The 14,523-nt window shown below is 58.7% G+C and carries 14 protein-coding genes and 1 other RNA gene; 8 read left to right on the plus strand and 7 right to left on the minus strand.

Going from position 1 to position 14,523, the window contains the following annotated elements; translation table 11 throughout:
- Positions 1-104: 104 nt before the first annotated feature.
- Positions 105-1,262, minus strand: coding sequence for a hypothetical protein (locus tag G0D83_RS25220; protein WP_164197330.1), 1,158 nt, complete (start codon positions 1,260-1,262; stop codon positions 105-107).
- Positions 1,263-1,392: 130 nt separating this feature from the next.
- Between G0D83_RS25220 and G0D83_RS25225 the strand changes: the two genes are divergently transcribed.
- The gene (locus tag G0D83_RS25225) at positions 1,393-1,866 is read left to right on the plus strand and encodes a hypothetical protein (RefSeq protein ID WP_164197331.1); all 474 of its coding nucleotides are present in this window, start codon (positions 1,393-1,395) and stop codon (positions 1,864-1,866) included.
- Positions 1,867-1,876: 10 nt separating this feature from the next.
- The gene (locus G0D83_RS25230; protein WP_164197332.1) at positions 1,877-2,230 is read left to right on the plus strand and encodes a hypothetical protein; all 354 of its coding nucleotides are present in this window, start codon (positions 1,877-1,879) and stop codon (positions 2,228-2,230) included.
- A gap of 797 nt (positions 2,231-3,027) precedes the next feature.
- Here G0D83_RS25230 and G0D83_RS25235 read toward each other — a convergent pair.
- The gene (locus tag G0D83_RS25235) at positions 3,028-4,224 is read right to left on the minus strand and encodes a transglycosylase SLT domain-containing protein (RefSeq protein ID WP_164197333.1); all 1,197 of its coding nucleotides are present in this window, start codon (positions 4,222-4,224) and stop codon (positions 3,028-3,030) included.
- Positions 4,221-4,463, minus strand: coding sequence for a hypothetical protein (locus tag G0D83_RS25240; protein WP_164197334.1), 243 nt, complete (start codon positions 4,461-4,463; stop codon positions 4,221-4,223). The genes G0D83_RS25235 and G0D83_RS25240 overlap by 4 nt, the downstream gene beginning before the upstream one ends.
- A 376-nt stretch (positions 4,464-4,839) precedes the next feature.
- Between G0D83_RS25240 and G0D83_RS25245 the strand changes: the two genes are divergently transcribed.
- A complete protein-coding gene (locus G0D83_RS25245; RefSeq protein ID WP_164197335.1) occupies positions 4,840-5,034 on the plus strand; it encodes a hypothetical protein in 195 nt (64 codons plus the stop codon).
- 350 nt (positions 5,035-5,384) lie between these two features.
- Here G0D83_RS25245 and ssrA read toward each other — a convergent pair.
- Positions 5,385-5,713, minus strand: a transfer-messenger RNA (tmRNA) gene (gene ssrA / locus G0D83_RS25250).
- A gap of 399 nt (positions 5,714-6,112) precedes the next feature.
- Between ssrA and G0D83_RS25255 the strand changes: the two genes are divergently transcribed.
- The 4 genes from G0D83_RS25255 to G0D83_RS25270 all read left to right on the plus strand — a co-directional run bounded on the left by G0D83_RS25255 (position 6,113) and on the right by G0D83_RS25270 (position 10,401).
- The gene (locus G0D83_RS25255; protein ID WP_164197336.1) at positions 6,113-7,513 is read left to right on the plus strand and encodes a hypothetical protein; all 1,401 of its coding nucleotides are present in this window, start codon (positions 6,113-6,115) and stop codon (positions 7,511-7,513) included.
- 100 nt (positions 7,514-7,613) lie between these two features.
- The gene (recA, locus tag G0D83_RS25260; RefSeq protein WP_164197337.1) at positions 7,614-8,723 is read left to right on the plus strand and encodes a recombinase RecA; all 1,110 of its coding nucleotides are present in this window, start codon (positions 7,614-7,616) and stop codon (positions 8,721-8,723) included.
- A 30-nt stretch (positions 8,724-8,753) separates the two neighbouring features.
- Positions 8,754-9,443 carry a thioredoxin domain-containing protein gene (locus G0D83_RS25265; protein WP_164197338.1) on the plus strand — a complete coding sequence of 230 codons (690 nt, stop codon included), beginning with the start codon at positions 8,754-8,756 and terminating at the stop codon, positions 9,441-9,443.
- Between the two features lie 61 nt (positions 9,444-9,504).
- A complete protein-coding gene (locus G0D83_RS25270; RefSeq protein WP_164197339.1) occupies positions 9,505-10,401 on the plus strand; it encodes a thymidylate synthase in 897 nt (298 codons plus the stop codon).
- 49 nt (positions 10,402-10,450) lie between these two features.
- On the opposite strand, the gene G0D83_RS25275 is transcribed toward G0D83_RS25270, so the two are convergent.
- Positions 10,451-10,645 (minus strand): hypothetical protein, encoded by a 195-nt coding sequence (locus tag G0D83_RS25275; RefSeq protein ID WP_164197340.1) that lies wholly within the window; start codon positions 10,643-10,645, stop codon positions 10,451-10,453.
- 182 nt (positions 10,646-10,827) lie between these two features.
- Between G0D83_RS25275 and dut the strand changes: the two genes are divergently transcribed.
- Positions 10,828-11,313 carry a dUTP diphosphatase gene (dut, locus tag G0D83_RS25280; RefSeq protein WP_203595656.1) on the plus strand — a complete coding sequence of 162 codons (486 nt, stop codon included), beginning with the start codon at positions 10,828-10,830 and terminating at the stop codon, positions 11,311-11,313.
- Here the strand turns inward: dut and G0D83_RS25285 are convergent.
- Both G0D83_RS25285 and G0D83_RS25290 read right to left on the minus strand, forming a co-directional pair.
- Positions 11,303-12,058, minus strand: coding sequence for a sigma-70 family RNA polymerase sigma factor (locus G0D83_RS25285; RefSeq protein ID WP_164197341.1), 756 nt, complete (start codon positions 12,056-12,058; stop codon positions 11,303-11,305). The genes dut and G0D83_RS25285 overlap by 11 nt on opposite strands.
- 181 nt (positions 12,059-12,239) lie before the next feature.
- Complete coding sequence (locus G0D83_RS25290) at positions 12,240-14,408, minus strand: penicillin-binding protein 1A (protein ID WP_164197342.1); 2,169 nt, start codon at positions 14,406-14,408, stop codon at positions 12,240-12,242.
- Between the last annotated feature and the right edge of the window lie 115 nt (positions 14,409-14,523).

Raw genomic sequence — 14,523 nt, forward strand, 5'->3', positions numbered from 1 at the left:
CATCCGCGAAAGGAGATAGGATGCATACCTCTAGGGCGAAAAATCAGAGACCGCTGCCAGCAGGACTGGGAGCGGTCTCCCGTGTTATAAGTCCTAATGACCTCTTACGGACGAGGTCCTGAGCTGGCGGAGGAGGCCGGTCGGCGGGCACCCAGCGACAGACGCGGAGCGGCTCGGCGAACACCAGGCTTGGGAGCGGCAGCGCTTGGCTTTGGTGCCTCTTCTGTCTTCTGCTCGTTCGTCTCCGGCGCAGGCTCTTTGTCAGCTGGCTTGGACTCAGGCTCAGGTTTGGCCTCGGGCTCTTCGCTTGGCTTCTCATCGGCTTTCGCCTTGCTTCCGACACTTGGCGCTGGGCGACGACGCGAGAAGCGGCTTCCGGCTTTCTTGGGCGCGGGCTCGGGATCTTCGTCCGCGGACGGCTTGTCTTGATCTTCGAGGCCGACGTTTTCAGAGCGGTAGTCTTCGTCTGAATCTTCTTCGCTGCCGAACGCCTGATCGTCCGCAGCCGGTGCAGCTTCCTCGGCCGGCTTGGCATCTTCGGCAGTCGGTTCGTCGGCTGGCTTGCTCTCCGGATCGGCTTCCTGGGCAACCTCTTCGTCCTCTGCAGGCGCATCTTGGGTTTCTTCTGAGGCCTGAGGCGCTTCTGGCACCTCGGCGTCAGCATCGTCCACGGCTTTCGGGGCCTCACCTTCGACTTCAGCTTTAGCGGCCTCATCCTGCAGTTTTCCCGAGCGCATCGCATCGAGAAGCTTATAGGTATCTGACTGGTCCGGCTCTTCACCGGCGACGTGCTCTTCGCCATCGAGGTCAATGTCGTCAGTCGGCGCAGCGCCTTGGAAGGCTGCTTTCAGAGCGTCCACGTAGGACTTCTTGGCCGCTTCGAGATCGAGGTCTGCGGCATGGGAGGGGGCAAAGCCCTTGAAGTTGAAGATCACCTGCCCTTTGTGTTCTTTGCGGACGCAGTCCTTGAAGTCCACAGAGATGCCGTCGCCTTCGATGTCGGCCTTGAAGTAGCTGCCATCTCGCAGTGCGCCCGGGTGGGTCATCTGCTGAAGCTCGCCGGCAAGATCACGCACGATCTCAACGAGTGAGAGCGCTGTGGTGTTGTAGGCGATGAAGTTGATTTCCTCGTCGGCCTTCTGGCCTTCGATAAACGCATAGAAGACCGGCGGGCGCGCGTCCTTTGCTGCGGTCTTCCCGTACCGGATGGATTTCACGGCAACTTCGGTGTGCGCGACGCGGTCTGAATTCTTTACGGCCATGGGTCTCTCTGTCTTTTCAGGATTTATCCTTCAAATCTCTCTGAAAACGCAAGCAACAAATTTCCGGCGGTTTTATCTATCCTAAACCGGGGTGTGCCATCATGCAGACAGCATTTGGAGACATACACAGATGAAGAAGACGATTTTCACGAGTATGACCGCACTCGCGCTGACGGTCGGGGCCCCTGCATTTGCCGCTGACGCGGTGATCAACAAGGCCTGGGAAGGACACAAGGCGGACGATGTCTGCTTTGCGATCAGTTTTCCCGAGGGGCAGCGGCCGAGTGGTGAGCGGTACGTGACCGTAACGAACCGGGTCGCGGACAATGTCAAAGACGAGATCGCGGTCGTATCGGGCTTCCCGGAGAGTGCGAACATCGAGGGAACGGTCAAGATCGACGAAGAGCTGCCGTTCCAGCTGCTCGTCTACAAGGGCACGGGCTTTCTGAAAACAACGGAGCTTGAGAAGAAGGCGATCGAGCAGATGAAGGCCGGCCGCGCACTCGAGGTAAAGTGGACGAAAGCCGATGGGAGCTACGTGGTTGACGAGTACAGCCTCTACGGCATGACCGCTTCTCGTTCCTTCGCCAACGAATGTAAGTGAGGGGGTGATCATGGCTGAACACACGCAGGTCGCCGTCGCCCTGGTGAAAGTCCTTGAGTTCAGCGGTCGCTGGTTCATGTTCATCCGCTCCGAAGCATGGAGCCTGCGCCGGTCGATGCAATCTGGTGGCGTGAACACGATCGGTGAGATGGCCGACCTGACCCACAACTTCGGAATGTTTGCCGGCAATGCATCTAAGGCGCTCGCGGGAGACGAATTGGCCAAGAAGACTGCGCTGGCGGACATCGAGTCTCACATCGCGGTATTCGAAAAGGCTAAGGGGAATCTGCCTCAGCGGGCCGGCGACCTGGAGCAGGGCATCGCTGCGCTCAAAGAGCTGGGACATTCGCTCGAAGCTCTCTGATGCCAAGAAAACTCTGAAATTTGAAGTCCGCGGGTTGCTATGCAGGTCGCGGACTTTCTCTTTCGGGGGATGAGACAGATTGGACGGAGGTGGTGACATGGCGACGAAGAGGTACCCCAACTCGGCAAAAGGATCGCGTCGTTGGGCGCGGGTTGGCCGCAAGGGCCGGGCAGCGATCCTGCGGGAGATCGATACCGGGGAGCGCTACCGCCCAGCGCGCCGTGTACCACGATGGAACTGGGCGGTAGCAAAGGGCGCGCCGGGAGGAACCTGAAAAATCGCCTCTTGTCCGAAGATTGCTGCATGTTTCGGACAGGGCGAGCGTTGGCGCCCTGCCGCAGATATCCGAGCATGGTATAGGGCTATACCTCTTCAGGATAAGAAGGGATAAGGTCCCCTGGCGCGATCGAGCGGCGTGCGACGCGCAACGTAATGTTTCTGCAGCTCTTGGTAGATTGCGTGGACGGGAAGGGGGAGAGGCCTGGACATTTCCTACACGAAAAAATTTCTGTGTAGGACGATAGTGGGCTCTGGATTACCAGGCAAGGCTGCTCGCGGTTGAGGGTGCCTACTCGTGCCGCGCCACCTACGGTGTCAGGGCGACCGTAGGTGGCGCGGCACGTCCATAGACTGATGGGCAGACTGGCCGCCCCTCTAAGCCTCGGACTTTAGTCCGGGGTCATTGACGCATTCTAAGCGCCAGCCCGCCTGCGTGCTTCACGCTTCACCGCATCGATACGATATATCAGTATTGCGCCTGTTTCGAGTCGGAGTGGTCTATTCAGAACCGGCGTTGCTCAGAAGTTGCTCGCGAAGTATCTGGGCTCGTTCTGTGCCGCCACTTCGGTTTCGAACTCGTGGCTGCGCTGGGCGACCTGGCCATCATGTCGTTCGAGGATGCCGAGCTTCTTGGCATATGAGGTCGCGAACTTCATGTGATCCAGGTTCTCGGTGTCGTACTTCAGGGTGAAGTAGGCGATCCGTTTCGTCATGACGTCGTCGAACCAGTCCATGGTCTCTGCAAAAGTCCGATATCGTCCGTTCTTGATGAAGACCGAGCGGTTTGCACGGATTGCCGGCCCCATGGCGCCTACTGTGTTCACGTGGGCATTCGGGTTGCGATCCAGGTTTCGCAAGAAGGTTGCCGCACTGCCCGAGCCCAGGAAGTGGGTGACGTAGTATTCGTCCAGCTCGAGGGGGCGACCAATAACACTGGTTACGCGTTCCTGGTCATCGAGCATGAGGGCTGCGGTCATCAAGGCGGAGGCGTCCACATTGTCTCGCTTGCGCAGGATGCGCCTGGCGGCTGAACGCGTAGAGAACCATGTCTTGGGGGCGGTGCCGTGGATTTGGCTGGCGTCGACGGAAAAGCCCAGCGCGGGACCGAACGTCTTGATCACATTGCGCCAGGTGGTCTCGGTGAACTGGAACATGCCTTGAGCGCTACTCGTGTCGGCCGAAGCTGTCTTCACGAAGTTGCTCTCTTTGGACGCGAAGGCATAGAGCACGCCCTTGGGCACGCCGGTGATGTCCGACGCTCGCTGGATGGCATGGTGGGTTTCCTCGTCGATTTCAGCATCCGGGACATCGAATTCTTTGGCGGTGACATTCTTGATGAGAACGCCGGCGCCCGCGGCAGCATAGGGGACGCGCATCGATTGGGCGAGGATGCCTTGGTAGTCCTGGTAGTTGAAGCCCGTCTCGACCAACTGGTCGGCAACCGGCGTGGCGGTTTCGGGGGCATCTGGCACGGGCATGACGGGCGCGTCCCTCCAGGGGAGGTCAGGAGCCGGCCCGGGATCGATCTGTGAGATTTCAGGATCTTTGGGCAGGGCCCTTGCGTAGTCCAGGTTCTCGCCAGCCCAGTGACCGGACACCGTGTAGGCGAGCACGGCCGCGAGGCTTAGGTTCGCGACAAAGGCAGACCGGCGGTAGACTCGAAAGCCTCCGCTGAAAAATTCCTTCAAACGGCTTTTCTGCTCGTATTTATTCATCTCAATCTCAAATCTGTCATCCGGGAAATGCGACCGGAGACGCACTCAACAAGAAGCAGGCTGCGGGTTCTGATCAGGCGTTTTATGAAGAACTCCGGCGCCTTGGCGACGAAGACATCTGAAACGGTCTTGATGCGAACCTGATCGAGCACGATCTCAACGGTACGCGGCCGACCTCTTAGGCGCCGAGTGAACAGAGCAAGCTGCTGCTTTTCATTAATAACGAATTCGGGTTCCATCCCAGTAAACATGGGATGACAGGGTTAACGCGGTTCGAAATGAGAGCGAGATGGCCCGACAATACGGAAGATTGACAGTGAACCGGCGGATTCATATCTGCAGTGCAATCAGCGACGGATCGACTGAGGCGAAAGCCGATAGCGCTGGCCCATAGTTTTCTATGCACTTGCCTATGGCGGTGACATTTTCAGAATGTTGGTGTGTCGAGTAATCAGCTCAAGGGAGTGGCCATGCCGCTCTCTTGTTGCGTTCTACGGCTGCCCAAAGTTGAGGGGTACGCACAGAATGTACATTCTGTACATCACTGGCTTTCCTCTACTATAGTGCTTGACGACCAATGAAGGGACATGAGCAATGAGCAGGCGGGTTCTCAACATGTCCAGCATCCGGGACTTCGTGTTCGGGCGGGTGTTGCCGAAAGCCTATGAGGACGAAGCTGCCGCATGGGCTGAGCTGAAGAACACCCTTGCCGAACGCCTGCGCGCCGCGTCGGAAGCTGGCACCTCTGCAACGCCGGTATCTCAGTTGACCGAAGAGACCCTGAAAGGGCATGGCAAAGACAAATCCTGACATGGGTTGTCTCGAGACTCCTGCGTGCTGCTCACTTCAAATGCCAAGAATCATGCGCTTTCTAGCGATCATCTCGTCAGTGGACTTCCGCGCAGTCTCGACATCGTCGAAAGGTTCCCTTCGACGATCTTCGAAGAAGGCTCTAATGGCAGCGAGTTCCGCGTCCTCTCGCTCATTCCGTACTTTGTCCGGAATATCTAACATGGTTTGCCAACTCCGATGAAGACGTGTCCAAATATCCGCGCATTGTGCGGAATTTCTAGCATGGTTTCATCGATAACCAAAGCCAAAAGCCCATCAGGGGAGGGCTGACCGAGCGTGAATGGGGGAAGAGTGCAGGGTGGGAGACCAAGGTCTTCCTTCTGTTTCGACGCTCCCCTGCGAGCGCAGGCAGTCAGGCTGCCATTGCACCTTTCGGCGCGAAGTTGAAGTTTGCAGTTATTTGCAGCGGATCAATAACGGAACCCACCCGACGCTCTCCAATCAACTACGACACCAATCGATCCTATTTCGGCCCCATCAACGACAGTCTGTGTCGAGTTCATCCGGCGTTTCCGCCGCTTTGAACAGACTGCCCTTGGTGGAGCCGCCCGGTACCGCCCCGGGGTCTTGAATGTCTTCGCATCTCTTCCACAAGCGCAAGGAGAACATAGCTCTATTCTTCAAATTCGTCAACGGGCGACAGAGTGAATTTCTGAAAATCCTGGAAATCTGTTGAGACAAGAATACCGGGCGGCACCACCGGGACCCTCTTCTCAGTCCCATGGGAGTTGCCTGTCGCCGGCTGGAAGGATCAGGTCAGCTCCTCAAGGGTGCAATCTTCCGAATGTTCCATCCCGGCCTCTCGGCGAAGACGAACGCACCGTTCACCTGCGCCACAGGCAGCCTAGGTGGGCCGCCCGGTACCGCTCGATAGGGAGACACTAACAAGCGTCTGCGTTAGATACCTCTATTCATATTCCAAGGCAAGCCCGATGCCCGAATAATCGTGAATGTTGTCAAAATAAAAGAAGAATAGAATGTTGACGGGGTAGGGTATTCATGGATAGATAGCTGTGGACCGATCAAGGGAACCAACGTGTCGAAAATCATTTGCATCTACCATGGCGGCTGCCCGGATGGCTTCACCGCGGCATGGGTCGTCAACACATGGATCAAGAAGCAGCAGGCGCTGGGCGCTCTAAATGCTGAACAAGAGGTCGAGTTCTACGGTGACTCATATGTCCGCCCGAACCCGCCGGATGTGACCGATGCTCACGTGATCATGGTCGACTTCAGCTACAAGTCCGACACCCTGCTCAAGCTGAACGACAGCTGCCGGACGATGCTGGTTCTCGACCACCACAAGTCGGCCGAAGCCGAGCTTGAAGGCACGATCACGATGCAGTCCGACCGTTCGGCGCTCGAGAGCTGGTCGGAAGGTGTCCGTGACAACCATGTCTACGTGAACCCGATCGGCATCTTCGACATGGAGCGCTCCGGTGCGCGTCTCGCATGGGATGTTCTCTTCCCTGACGATCGCACGCCGCTTCTCGTGCAGTACGTTGAGGATCGTGACCTGTGGCGGAACAAGATGCCGAACACGAAGGCGATCAACAAGTACATCATGTCGCAGCCGATGACCCTCGAGTCGTATTCCGAGGTGATGCTGACGCTGGAAGCCGACACGGCGCGTGCGATCTCGGAAGGTGAAGCAATCCTGCGCCAGTTCGAGATCGAAATGGACGCAACGGTGGAGGAAGCTGCACGGCGCATGACCCTGTTCGGTTACGAGGTGCCGGTGGTTAACGCCCCGCACTTCATGGCCTCTGACATCGCGCGCAAGCTCTTTGACGGCAAGGCCCCCTTCGTCGCGATCTACTACGACCTGGAGGGTGGGCGGAAGTTTTCACTGCGTGCTCCGAAAGACTCGGACGTCGATGTGAGCAAACTCGCATGCACCTTCGAAACCGGGGGCGGTCATGCTCAGGCTGCTGGTTTTACCGCACCTGCAGGCTGGGAAGGGGATGCCTACGATGGCGAGAATGACGAAAAATCGCTTGCGATCATGGAAGATGCCCTCGCGGCGGTGATCGGCGAGGACGCCTACGACTGCACGCGGGAGTGGAGTGCTTGGCGTGTCGGCACGATGGGGGAGTCTGACTTCGAACCTGTCGTTCACGACCAAGAGCGCATGCAAGAGATCGCAGAGACTGCCTTGGGCGTATCGAAGGCCATGATCGCTGCTTCGTACGAGGCTGCAGCGGTCGCAATGAACCCGATGCTGCGTTCGATGATCAGCCGCGGGGAGGCCGCAAAGGTTATTCGTTCGCTGACGCCCGCAGATGCGAGTGCGGCTCTCGCGGCGAAGGTGGAGCCGCTGGAAACGGCACTGCGTGATGCTGGAGATATCCTGAAATCTCTTCCAGACGGAGCGGTGACCGAAAAAATGGCCTCGAAAATGGCAGCTCGGATCGACAAGCTCCTGGCGGCCCGCTGAGCAATACATCATGCGCCCTGCGGAGGGATACGCCGCGGGGACCGAAAGGCGAGCGCACCGTCTGATCGTGCGCCCAAAGAATTTTTTGAAGGAGACTACCATGGCCCCTCGTGGCAAAACCGCATCCGCTGGCGACGCTGGCAAGGCAGACAAGCAAAAGGCGCTCGACAACGCCCTGGCACAGATCGAGCGCCAGTTCGGCAAGGGCTCGGTGATGAAGCTCGGTGAGCGCAAGTCGATGGATATCGAGTCGACATCCACTGGCTCTCTCAGTCTCGATATCGCCCTGGGCATCGGCGGGCTTCCCTCTGGCCGGATCATCGAGATCTATGGCCCGGAAAGCTCGGGCAAGACGACGCTGACCCTGCACGCGATCGCGGAAGAGCAGAAGAAAGGCGGCGTCTGTGCCTTCGTCGATGCCGAACATGCGCTCGATCCGCAGTACGCCAAGAAACTGGGCGTCGATCTCGATGAACTGCTGATCTCGCAGCCCGACACCGGCGAGCAGGCGCTGGAGATCACCGACACACTCGTGCGCTCGGGCGCGGTCAGCATGGTCGTGGTGGACTCCGTGGCAGCTCTGACGCCGAAGTCCGAACTCGAAGGCGACATGGGCGACAGCTCGGTGGGCGTACATGCGCGCTTGATGAGCCAAGCCATGCGCAAGCTCACCGCGTCGATCAGCCGGACCAACTGCCGGGTCATCTTCATCAACCAAATCCGCATGAAGATTGGCGTCATGTTCGGCTCTCCCGAAACCACCACCGGCGGCAATGCGCTGAAGTTCTACAGCTCTGTTCGCCTCGATATTCGCCGTATCGGCTCGATCAAGGACCGTGACGAAGTGATCGGGAACCAAACCCGGGTGAAGGTGGTGAAGAATAAGGTCGCGCCGCCCTTCAAGCAGGTCGAGTTCGACATTCTCTACGGTGAAGGCATCTCGAAGATGGGCGAGGTGATCGATCTGGGCGTGAAGGCCGGCGTCGTCGACAAGTCGGGCGCATGGTACTCCTACGGCGACGAGCGTATCGGCCAGGGCCGCCTGAACGCGATCGCCTTCCTGAAGGAGAACGAGTTCATCGCCGCAGAGATCGAAGAGAAGGTCCGCGTCGCCGCCGGCATCGGGGATGGAGACGAGGACGCCGTGTTCGATCTCGATGACGAGGTGGACGCAGACGACGACGAGGGCGGCGACTTCCTCAACCAGTAAGGACGCTGGATAGCTCAGCCAGAGAGCTCAATGACGACGCCGCGGTTCCTCGCATGGGTCCGCGGCGTCTTTTTTCAGGGAACATCAGATATGACACAATTTCAGAAACGGAACTTCATTGGCGTCGCCGCAGGGATGGCGCTAGCGGTAGGCCTACTTGTGGCAAAGAACGTCTTCTTCCATGATCGGGTGATGAATTACACCTATGCGCCAACGCCATCCGAAGCTGTCCTGGTGGACAACGGAGGCGAGGGGGAAATCCTGATTTTTGGCAGCCTGTCTTGCCCGCACTGCGCGGCGCAGATGACAGAGGATCTGCCGGAAATTCTCGACAAGGCACCGGGGAAAGTCATCTACCGCAACGTGATCAAGCAAGAGTTCAGGGCGACCTCGCTGTTTTCGGTGATGCTGAGCTGCATTCCCTCGGAAGAGCGCGGTATGGCCGTCCGAAATGCCTATGCGCGCCAGGATGACCTTTTCAGCATGACCCAGAGTACGGTCTTCGAGGCTCTCCTCGAGGTCAGCGACGTTCCGTCCGAAGACGTGGTCCGGTCGTGCATGGAAGAGGTGGCCGAGGGGGACACCGAGGCGAAGATCGCTGGAATGCTGGAGGCCTATCAAGAGCAGATGAGGACTCTGAAAATTCAGGCAACTCCGACCATCGTCATGGACAGCAGACGCATGATAGGGCGCAGGTCGGCCGAGGACCTTGGCCTTTGAGCGCCCGAAACCATTCCCCCGCATTTCGAGACCACCGCACAAAGAAAGGATCGCTAAACAGATGAGACACCCGGAATACCAATACCTGGAGCTGATGGATGACATCCTCAAGAAAGGCGATGCACGCATGGACCGAACGGGCGTGGGCACGCGCTCGACCCTTGGTGCCATGATGCGCTTCGACCTCTCTGACGGCACCGTGCCGATCCTGACCACCAAGCGGGTCTACTGGAAGACGGCCGTGCGCGAGATGCTCTGGTTCCTGACCGGCGGAACAAACATTCAGCCTCTCCTTCGCGACAACGTCCGCATCTGGACCGATTGGCCGCTGGCGAAGTACCGCAAGGAGACAGGCAACGACATCTCTCAGGAGGACTTCGAGGCGCGCATCGTCGGCGATGATGACTTCGCAGCACGCTGGGGAGACCTGGGGCCCGTCTATGGCAAGCAGTGGCGCCGCTGGCTTGGGGCGGATGGCCGCGAGCACGATCAGATCGGCGATCTCATCACGACCCTGCGGGAGAACCCCTCGAGCCGGCGGATGCTGTTCCATGGTTGGAACGTTGCCGAACTTGGCGGAATGGCGCTGCCGCCGTGCCACATGGTCTACCAATATCATGTGACCTCGGACGGCCGGCTTAACTCATTGATGTTCCAGCGCTCTTGTGACGTTCTGCTCGGGCTGGCCTTCAATCTAGTGGGGCAGTCCGTCCTGCATCTGATGCTTGCCCAGCAGGCGGGTCTGAAGCCTGGAGAGATGGTCTGGATGGGCGGCGACACGCATGTCTACTCGAACCACTTCGAGCAGGTTCGAGAGCAGCTCACGCGAGAGCCACGTCCTCTGCCGAAGATGACCCTGGCCCGCAAGGCGGCGAGCATCGATGACTACCGGATCGATGACTTCGTGGTCGAGGGCTATAATCCCCACCCGCCGATCAAGGCGCCGGTTGCGGTCTAAGCAACAAACCCACGGCGCGGTCTACTCTGCGCCGTGGGTACCCATGGGATCACTCGGCCTCGTACTTCCAGCCGCCCATTGGACCGATGACTGGCTCGGCCGCCAGGTTGGAGAGCGGCTCAATGATCTCGCCGTGATGGCCTGAGAAGCACAGCCCGGCGTATTCCTTTCCATCTGCTCCAAGACAAGTAATCGCGCGATATGCCGCGGGCTTTCTGGTCATGGGCTGCCAGGTCTCAGACATCGAAAACTCCTGAAATCTAGAGGCGGACTGTGAAAACCACCTCAGTGTGTAGAGACATTTTATCCTGCAGGTAGCTGGGCGCAAGTATATTAGAATAGATGCGCTCAATTGAGGCGATTACCGCAGTGAAACCCGGCGATCACATCTGTCGTATCGAAGCCGGTCACTGGAAGGACACTAGGATGGAATTGAAATCGGTCGATGTGAAAGTCACCAACCCACGCCTCTTCGAATTGGGAGGCTTGCCGAAACGTGCGACAGATGGCTCAGCCGGCTATGACGTGGCAGCTTGCATCGAGCGGCAGGTGATGATGTTCCCCGGGCAGACACATACTTTCGAACTCGGGTTCTCCGTCGCGATCAAGGACCCGCGGTGGGGGCTCTTTTTCCTTCCCCGGTCAGGTCTAGGCATTAATGCAGGGATCATTCTCAGCAACTCGATTGGCCTCATCGACAGTGACTACCGCGGGGGTCTAAAGCTGTCGCTTTGGAACCGGAACCCGGCAGGCAACGAGCCCTTCACGATCGGCCCTGGTGACCGCGTCGGTCAGATGCTGTTCCTGCCGATCGGCCTGCCAGCTCTCAATCTGGTTGAGGAATTCGAGGATGAGACCGCCCGTGGAACAGGCGGTCTCGGGTCTACTGGAATCGGGCGCCTTACTGTCTGAGCATAGACAGATCGAAGTTGCGCATGGTCAGCTCTTTCTTGAGGCGCTGCAGGCCACGGCTTTCAAGCTGACGCACACGCTCTCGCGTAACGCCGAGATCCTTGCTGATCTCATTGAGGGTCTCGGCTTTGAAGGTGAGCTTTCGGCGCCTGATGATCTCGCGTTCGCGTTCGCTCAGCTGCATCAGGCAGTCTTCGAGAATTTGCCGCTGGTACTCGGCTTCCGAACTCGCAACTGTGCTCTCCTCCGGACCCATGCGCGGACATTCCAGCATGTCCATGGCGGTCATGTCCTTTTCTTCCCCGATCGGCGCGTCGAGGTTGATGGCGCCGAACACAGCCATGTGTGCGAGATGTTTGTCCTTGCCCTTGGTGCGATCCATCTTGGTATCGATGAAGGTCCGCGCAGAGATGTCGATCACCGTCTCGACCTTGGGAAGGTGACCGGTGACGTAGGTCAGGATCCACCAGCGTGCGTAGGTGGCGAACCTGTTTCCCTTTTCGAGGTCGAACTTGTCGGCCGCCTTCATGATCCCCAGAATGCCCTCCTGCGCGAGGTCGCGTTGGTGCTCCTCGTTATTGGAGTACTCCTTGGCCTTCGAGTGGGCGAGGCGAGCGTGGGAGCGGACAAGCTTGACCAGGGACGCCTCATCCCCACTCGCTTGCCACTTCCTGATGGCTTCGAATTCTTCTTCTTCGGTCAACAGGGGCTCGTTCATCGCCGCCCTGTATGAAAGATCGATCATGGGCAATACCTCAACAATTCTTTTGGGGGGTCAAAGACCTACAGAAGGCCATTAGACGCGATGAAGTAGAAAATAGAATTAAATCAAGAGGTTGATTTTGTTGACAAGGCAAACCGAAAGCCGCTCGCTGCGGCCTCCGTGAACATTTTCACGTCGATATTTCTTTGATCGAGAGCCTAATTTATTGCGACCGACGCAAGATTTCAGGGAAGCTGCCCTCGCCGGGAACTCCGGTGTCCCGATCAATGGTCTCGATGTAGGCGCCCTCGGGGAAGGGGTAGTCGTTCGCGCGGAAGGCGGGATCGACTTTGTCAAAGACTTCGCGCACAATTGGAGCTGCGGTCTTTCCGCCTGTCTCGTAGCTTCCGAGCGGGGCGGGGGTATCGAAGCCCACATAGGCACCAACCACGAGGTTGCGCGTAAAGCCGATGAACCAGGTGTCCTTGGCCCCGTTTGATGTGCCGGTCTTGCCCTGCAGCTCGTACCCGGCTCCCTCGAATGCCCTCCAGGCAGTCCCGCGCTCGACCACACCCCGCAGCATCGAGCGGACCTGAGCGAGGGTAACCTCATCGAAGACCGGGCGCTGGGCATCCGTGGCGGCATCTTCTGAGGCCTCCGCGTTCAGGGATTCCAGGTCGGTCCCCGCTTCAGTGAGGATGTGATCGATGAATGTGGGGACTACCGGGCGACCATCGGATGCCAGAGAAGCATATCCTGCAACTACGTTGATGAGCTTTGCCTCGACCGCTCCGAGGGCCATTGAGGCGTGCCTGGGAGCCTTCTCATAGACGCCCAGCGCCTCCAGCGTGGAGGCCACCGTCTCGGCGCCCAGCGCATCAAAGAGGCGCAAGGTCACCGTGTTTCTGGAGTGTTCGAGTCCGGAGCGCAGGGTGACGAAGCCATTTTCAGAATATCCGTGGTCCCGCGGGCGCCAGACATCCTGTCCGGCACCTGCATCTATGGCCATCGTGCCGTCAAGGATCGGGGAGTTCGGGGCCCAACCGCTCTGGAGCGCGGCGGCGTAGGTGAACGGTTTGAGGGAGGAGCCCGGCTGGCGCTCAGCCATGATTGCCCGGTTGAAGAAGGAGTCCCCCTCCTTGAAGGCCCCTGAAAGCCCAAGCACTCGGCCGGTTTTGGGGTCCATGGCGACGACACCCCCTTGGACCTTGGGTTCCTGGCGGAGTTCTGCATAGCCATCGAGCAGTTCGACCATGACCCAGCTTCCAGGCTCCAGGGCGGCGGGAGACCTTTGGGCCCATTCGATGGAGGCTTTTGAGAGAGGGTAGGACTGCAGGCCAAAGGATACACCGTATTGACCTGCTTTCTGGATCAACAGCCCGGTCCGCCACGAGGGGAGCGCCGGAGTGGCCCCCTCTTCAACAGCGCCCCGCCAGGTTCCCTTCCTCCGGTCGTAGGCAAGGAGCCCATTTTGAAGGGAGCGCTCGACGATACTCTGAATTTCAGAGTCCTGCGCAAGATGAATCTGCAGCCCGGCGGCGGAGAGCGAAGTGTCGTCTGCCATGAGGCTCTTGATCTCGGGAAGGGCCGCTTGGAGGTAGTGCGATTGCTTGAGGAAGGTGGCTGCCTTCTCATCAAACGCCAGTGGGCTGGCCAGGGCGGTGTGGTGATCCGCCTCTGAAATGAAGCCATCTGCGAGCATCCTGTCGAGGACATATGCGCGGCGTTTTTCTCCGGCCTCCGCATTGCTTGCGTAGCGGCTGGGTGCCTTGGGAAGTCCCGCTATGAATGCGGCCTCGCCGAGTGTGAGATCAGAGAGGGCTTTGTCGAAGTAGGTTGCGGCGGCAATACGGACCCCATAGGCGCCCCTGCCGAGATAGATCTCGTTAAGGTATCTCTCCAGAAGTTCTTCCTTGGTCAACAGCTTTTCCAGCTTGGCGGCGGCCAACGCCTCCTGAGCCTTGCGCTCGAGGCTCTGTTCGGGCGAGAGGATCACGTTTTTCACGAGCTGCTGAGTAATCGTCGACGCTCCGGACTGAACGCTTCCGCTGGTCATGTTGCCGGCGGCCGCACGCAGGATCGCCAGGGTATCAAAGCCGGGGTGGGTCCAGAAATTCTTGTCCTCCGCTGCAATGAACGCATCGATCAGCACCTGCGGAATTTCAGAGAGTTTGGCGGGATCGCGTCGCTCCCGGCCGAAGGAGAAGACCTCTTCACCATCAGCGTCGAAGACCGATGAATGCACGGCTGGCTTATAGTCGAGAAGGGGCTCGAGATCAGGTAGGAGCGCAGTCTGCTCCCGGACGTAGGCAAGTCCCACGGCGCCGGCAGTGAAGGCGGAAATGAGGACTAGTGTGAGAAGGAAGGAAACGATGTACGTCGCGTAGCGCATAGGGGCCTCTGAGTTGAGACCAGTCTTACTCGGAGGGGGTTAAGCCATGGTGAGTTCGCTCTCATGGCGTCTAGGACGTCTGCGGCTTTTCCCTGCCTGACCAGGAACCTCTCTC

Origin of the sequence: Salipiger sp. PrR003 (assembly GCF_010500785.1) — a bacterium.
Classification (GTDB): Bacteria; Pseudomonadota; Alphaproteobacteria; order Rhodobacterales; family Rhodobacteraceae; genus Salipiger; species Salipiger pacificus_A.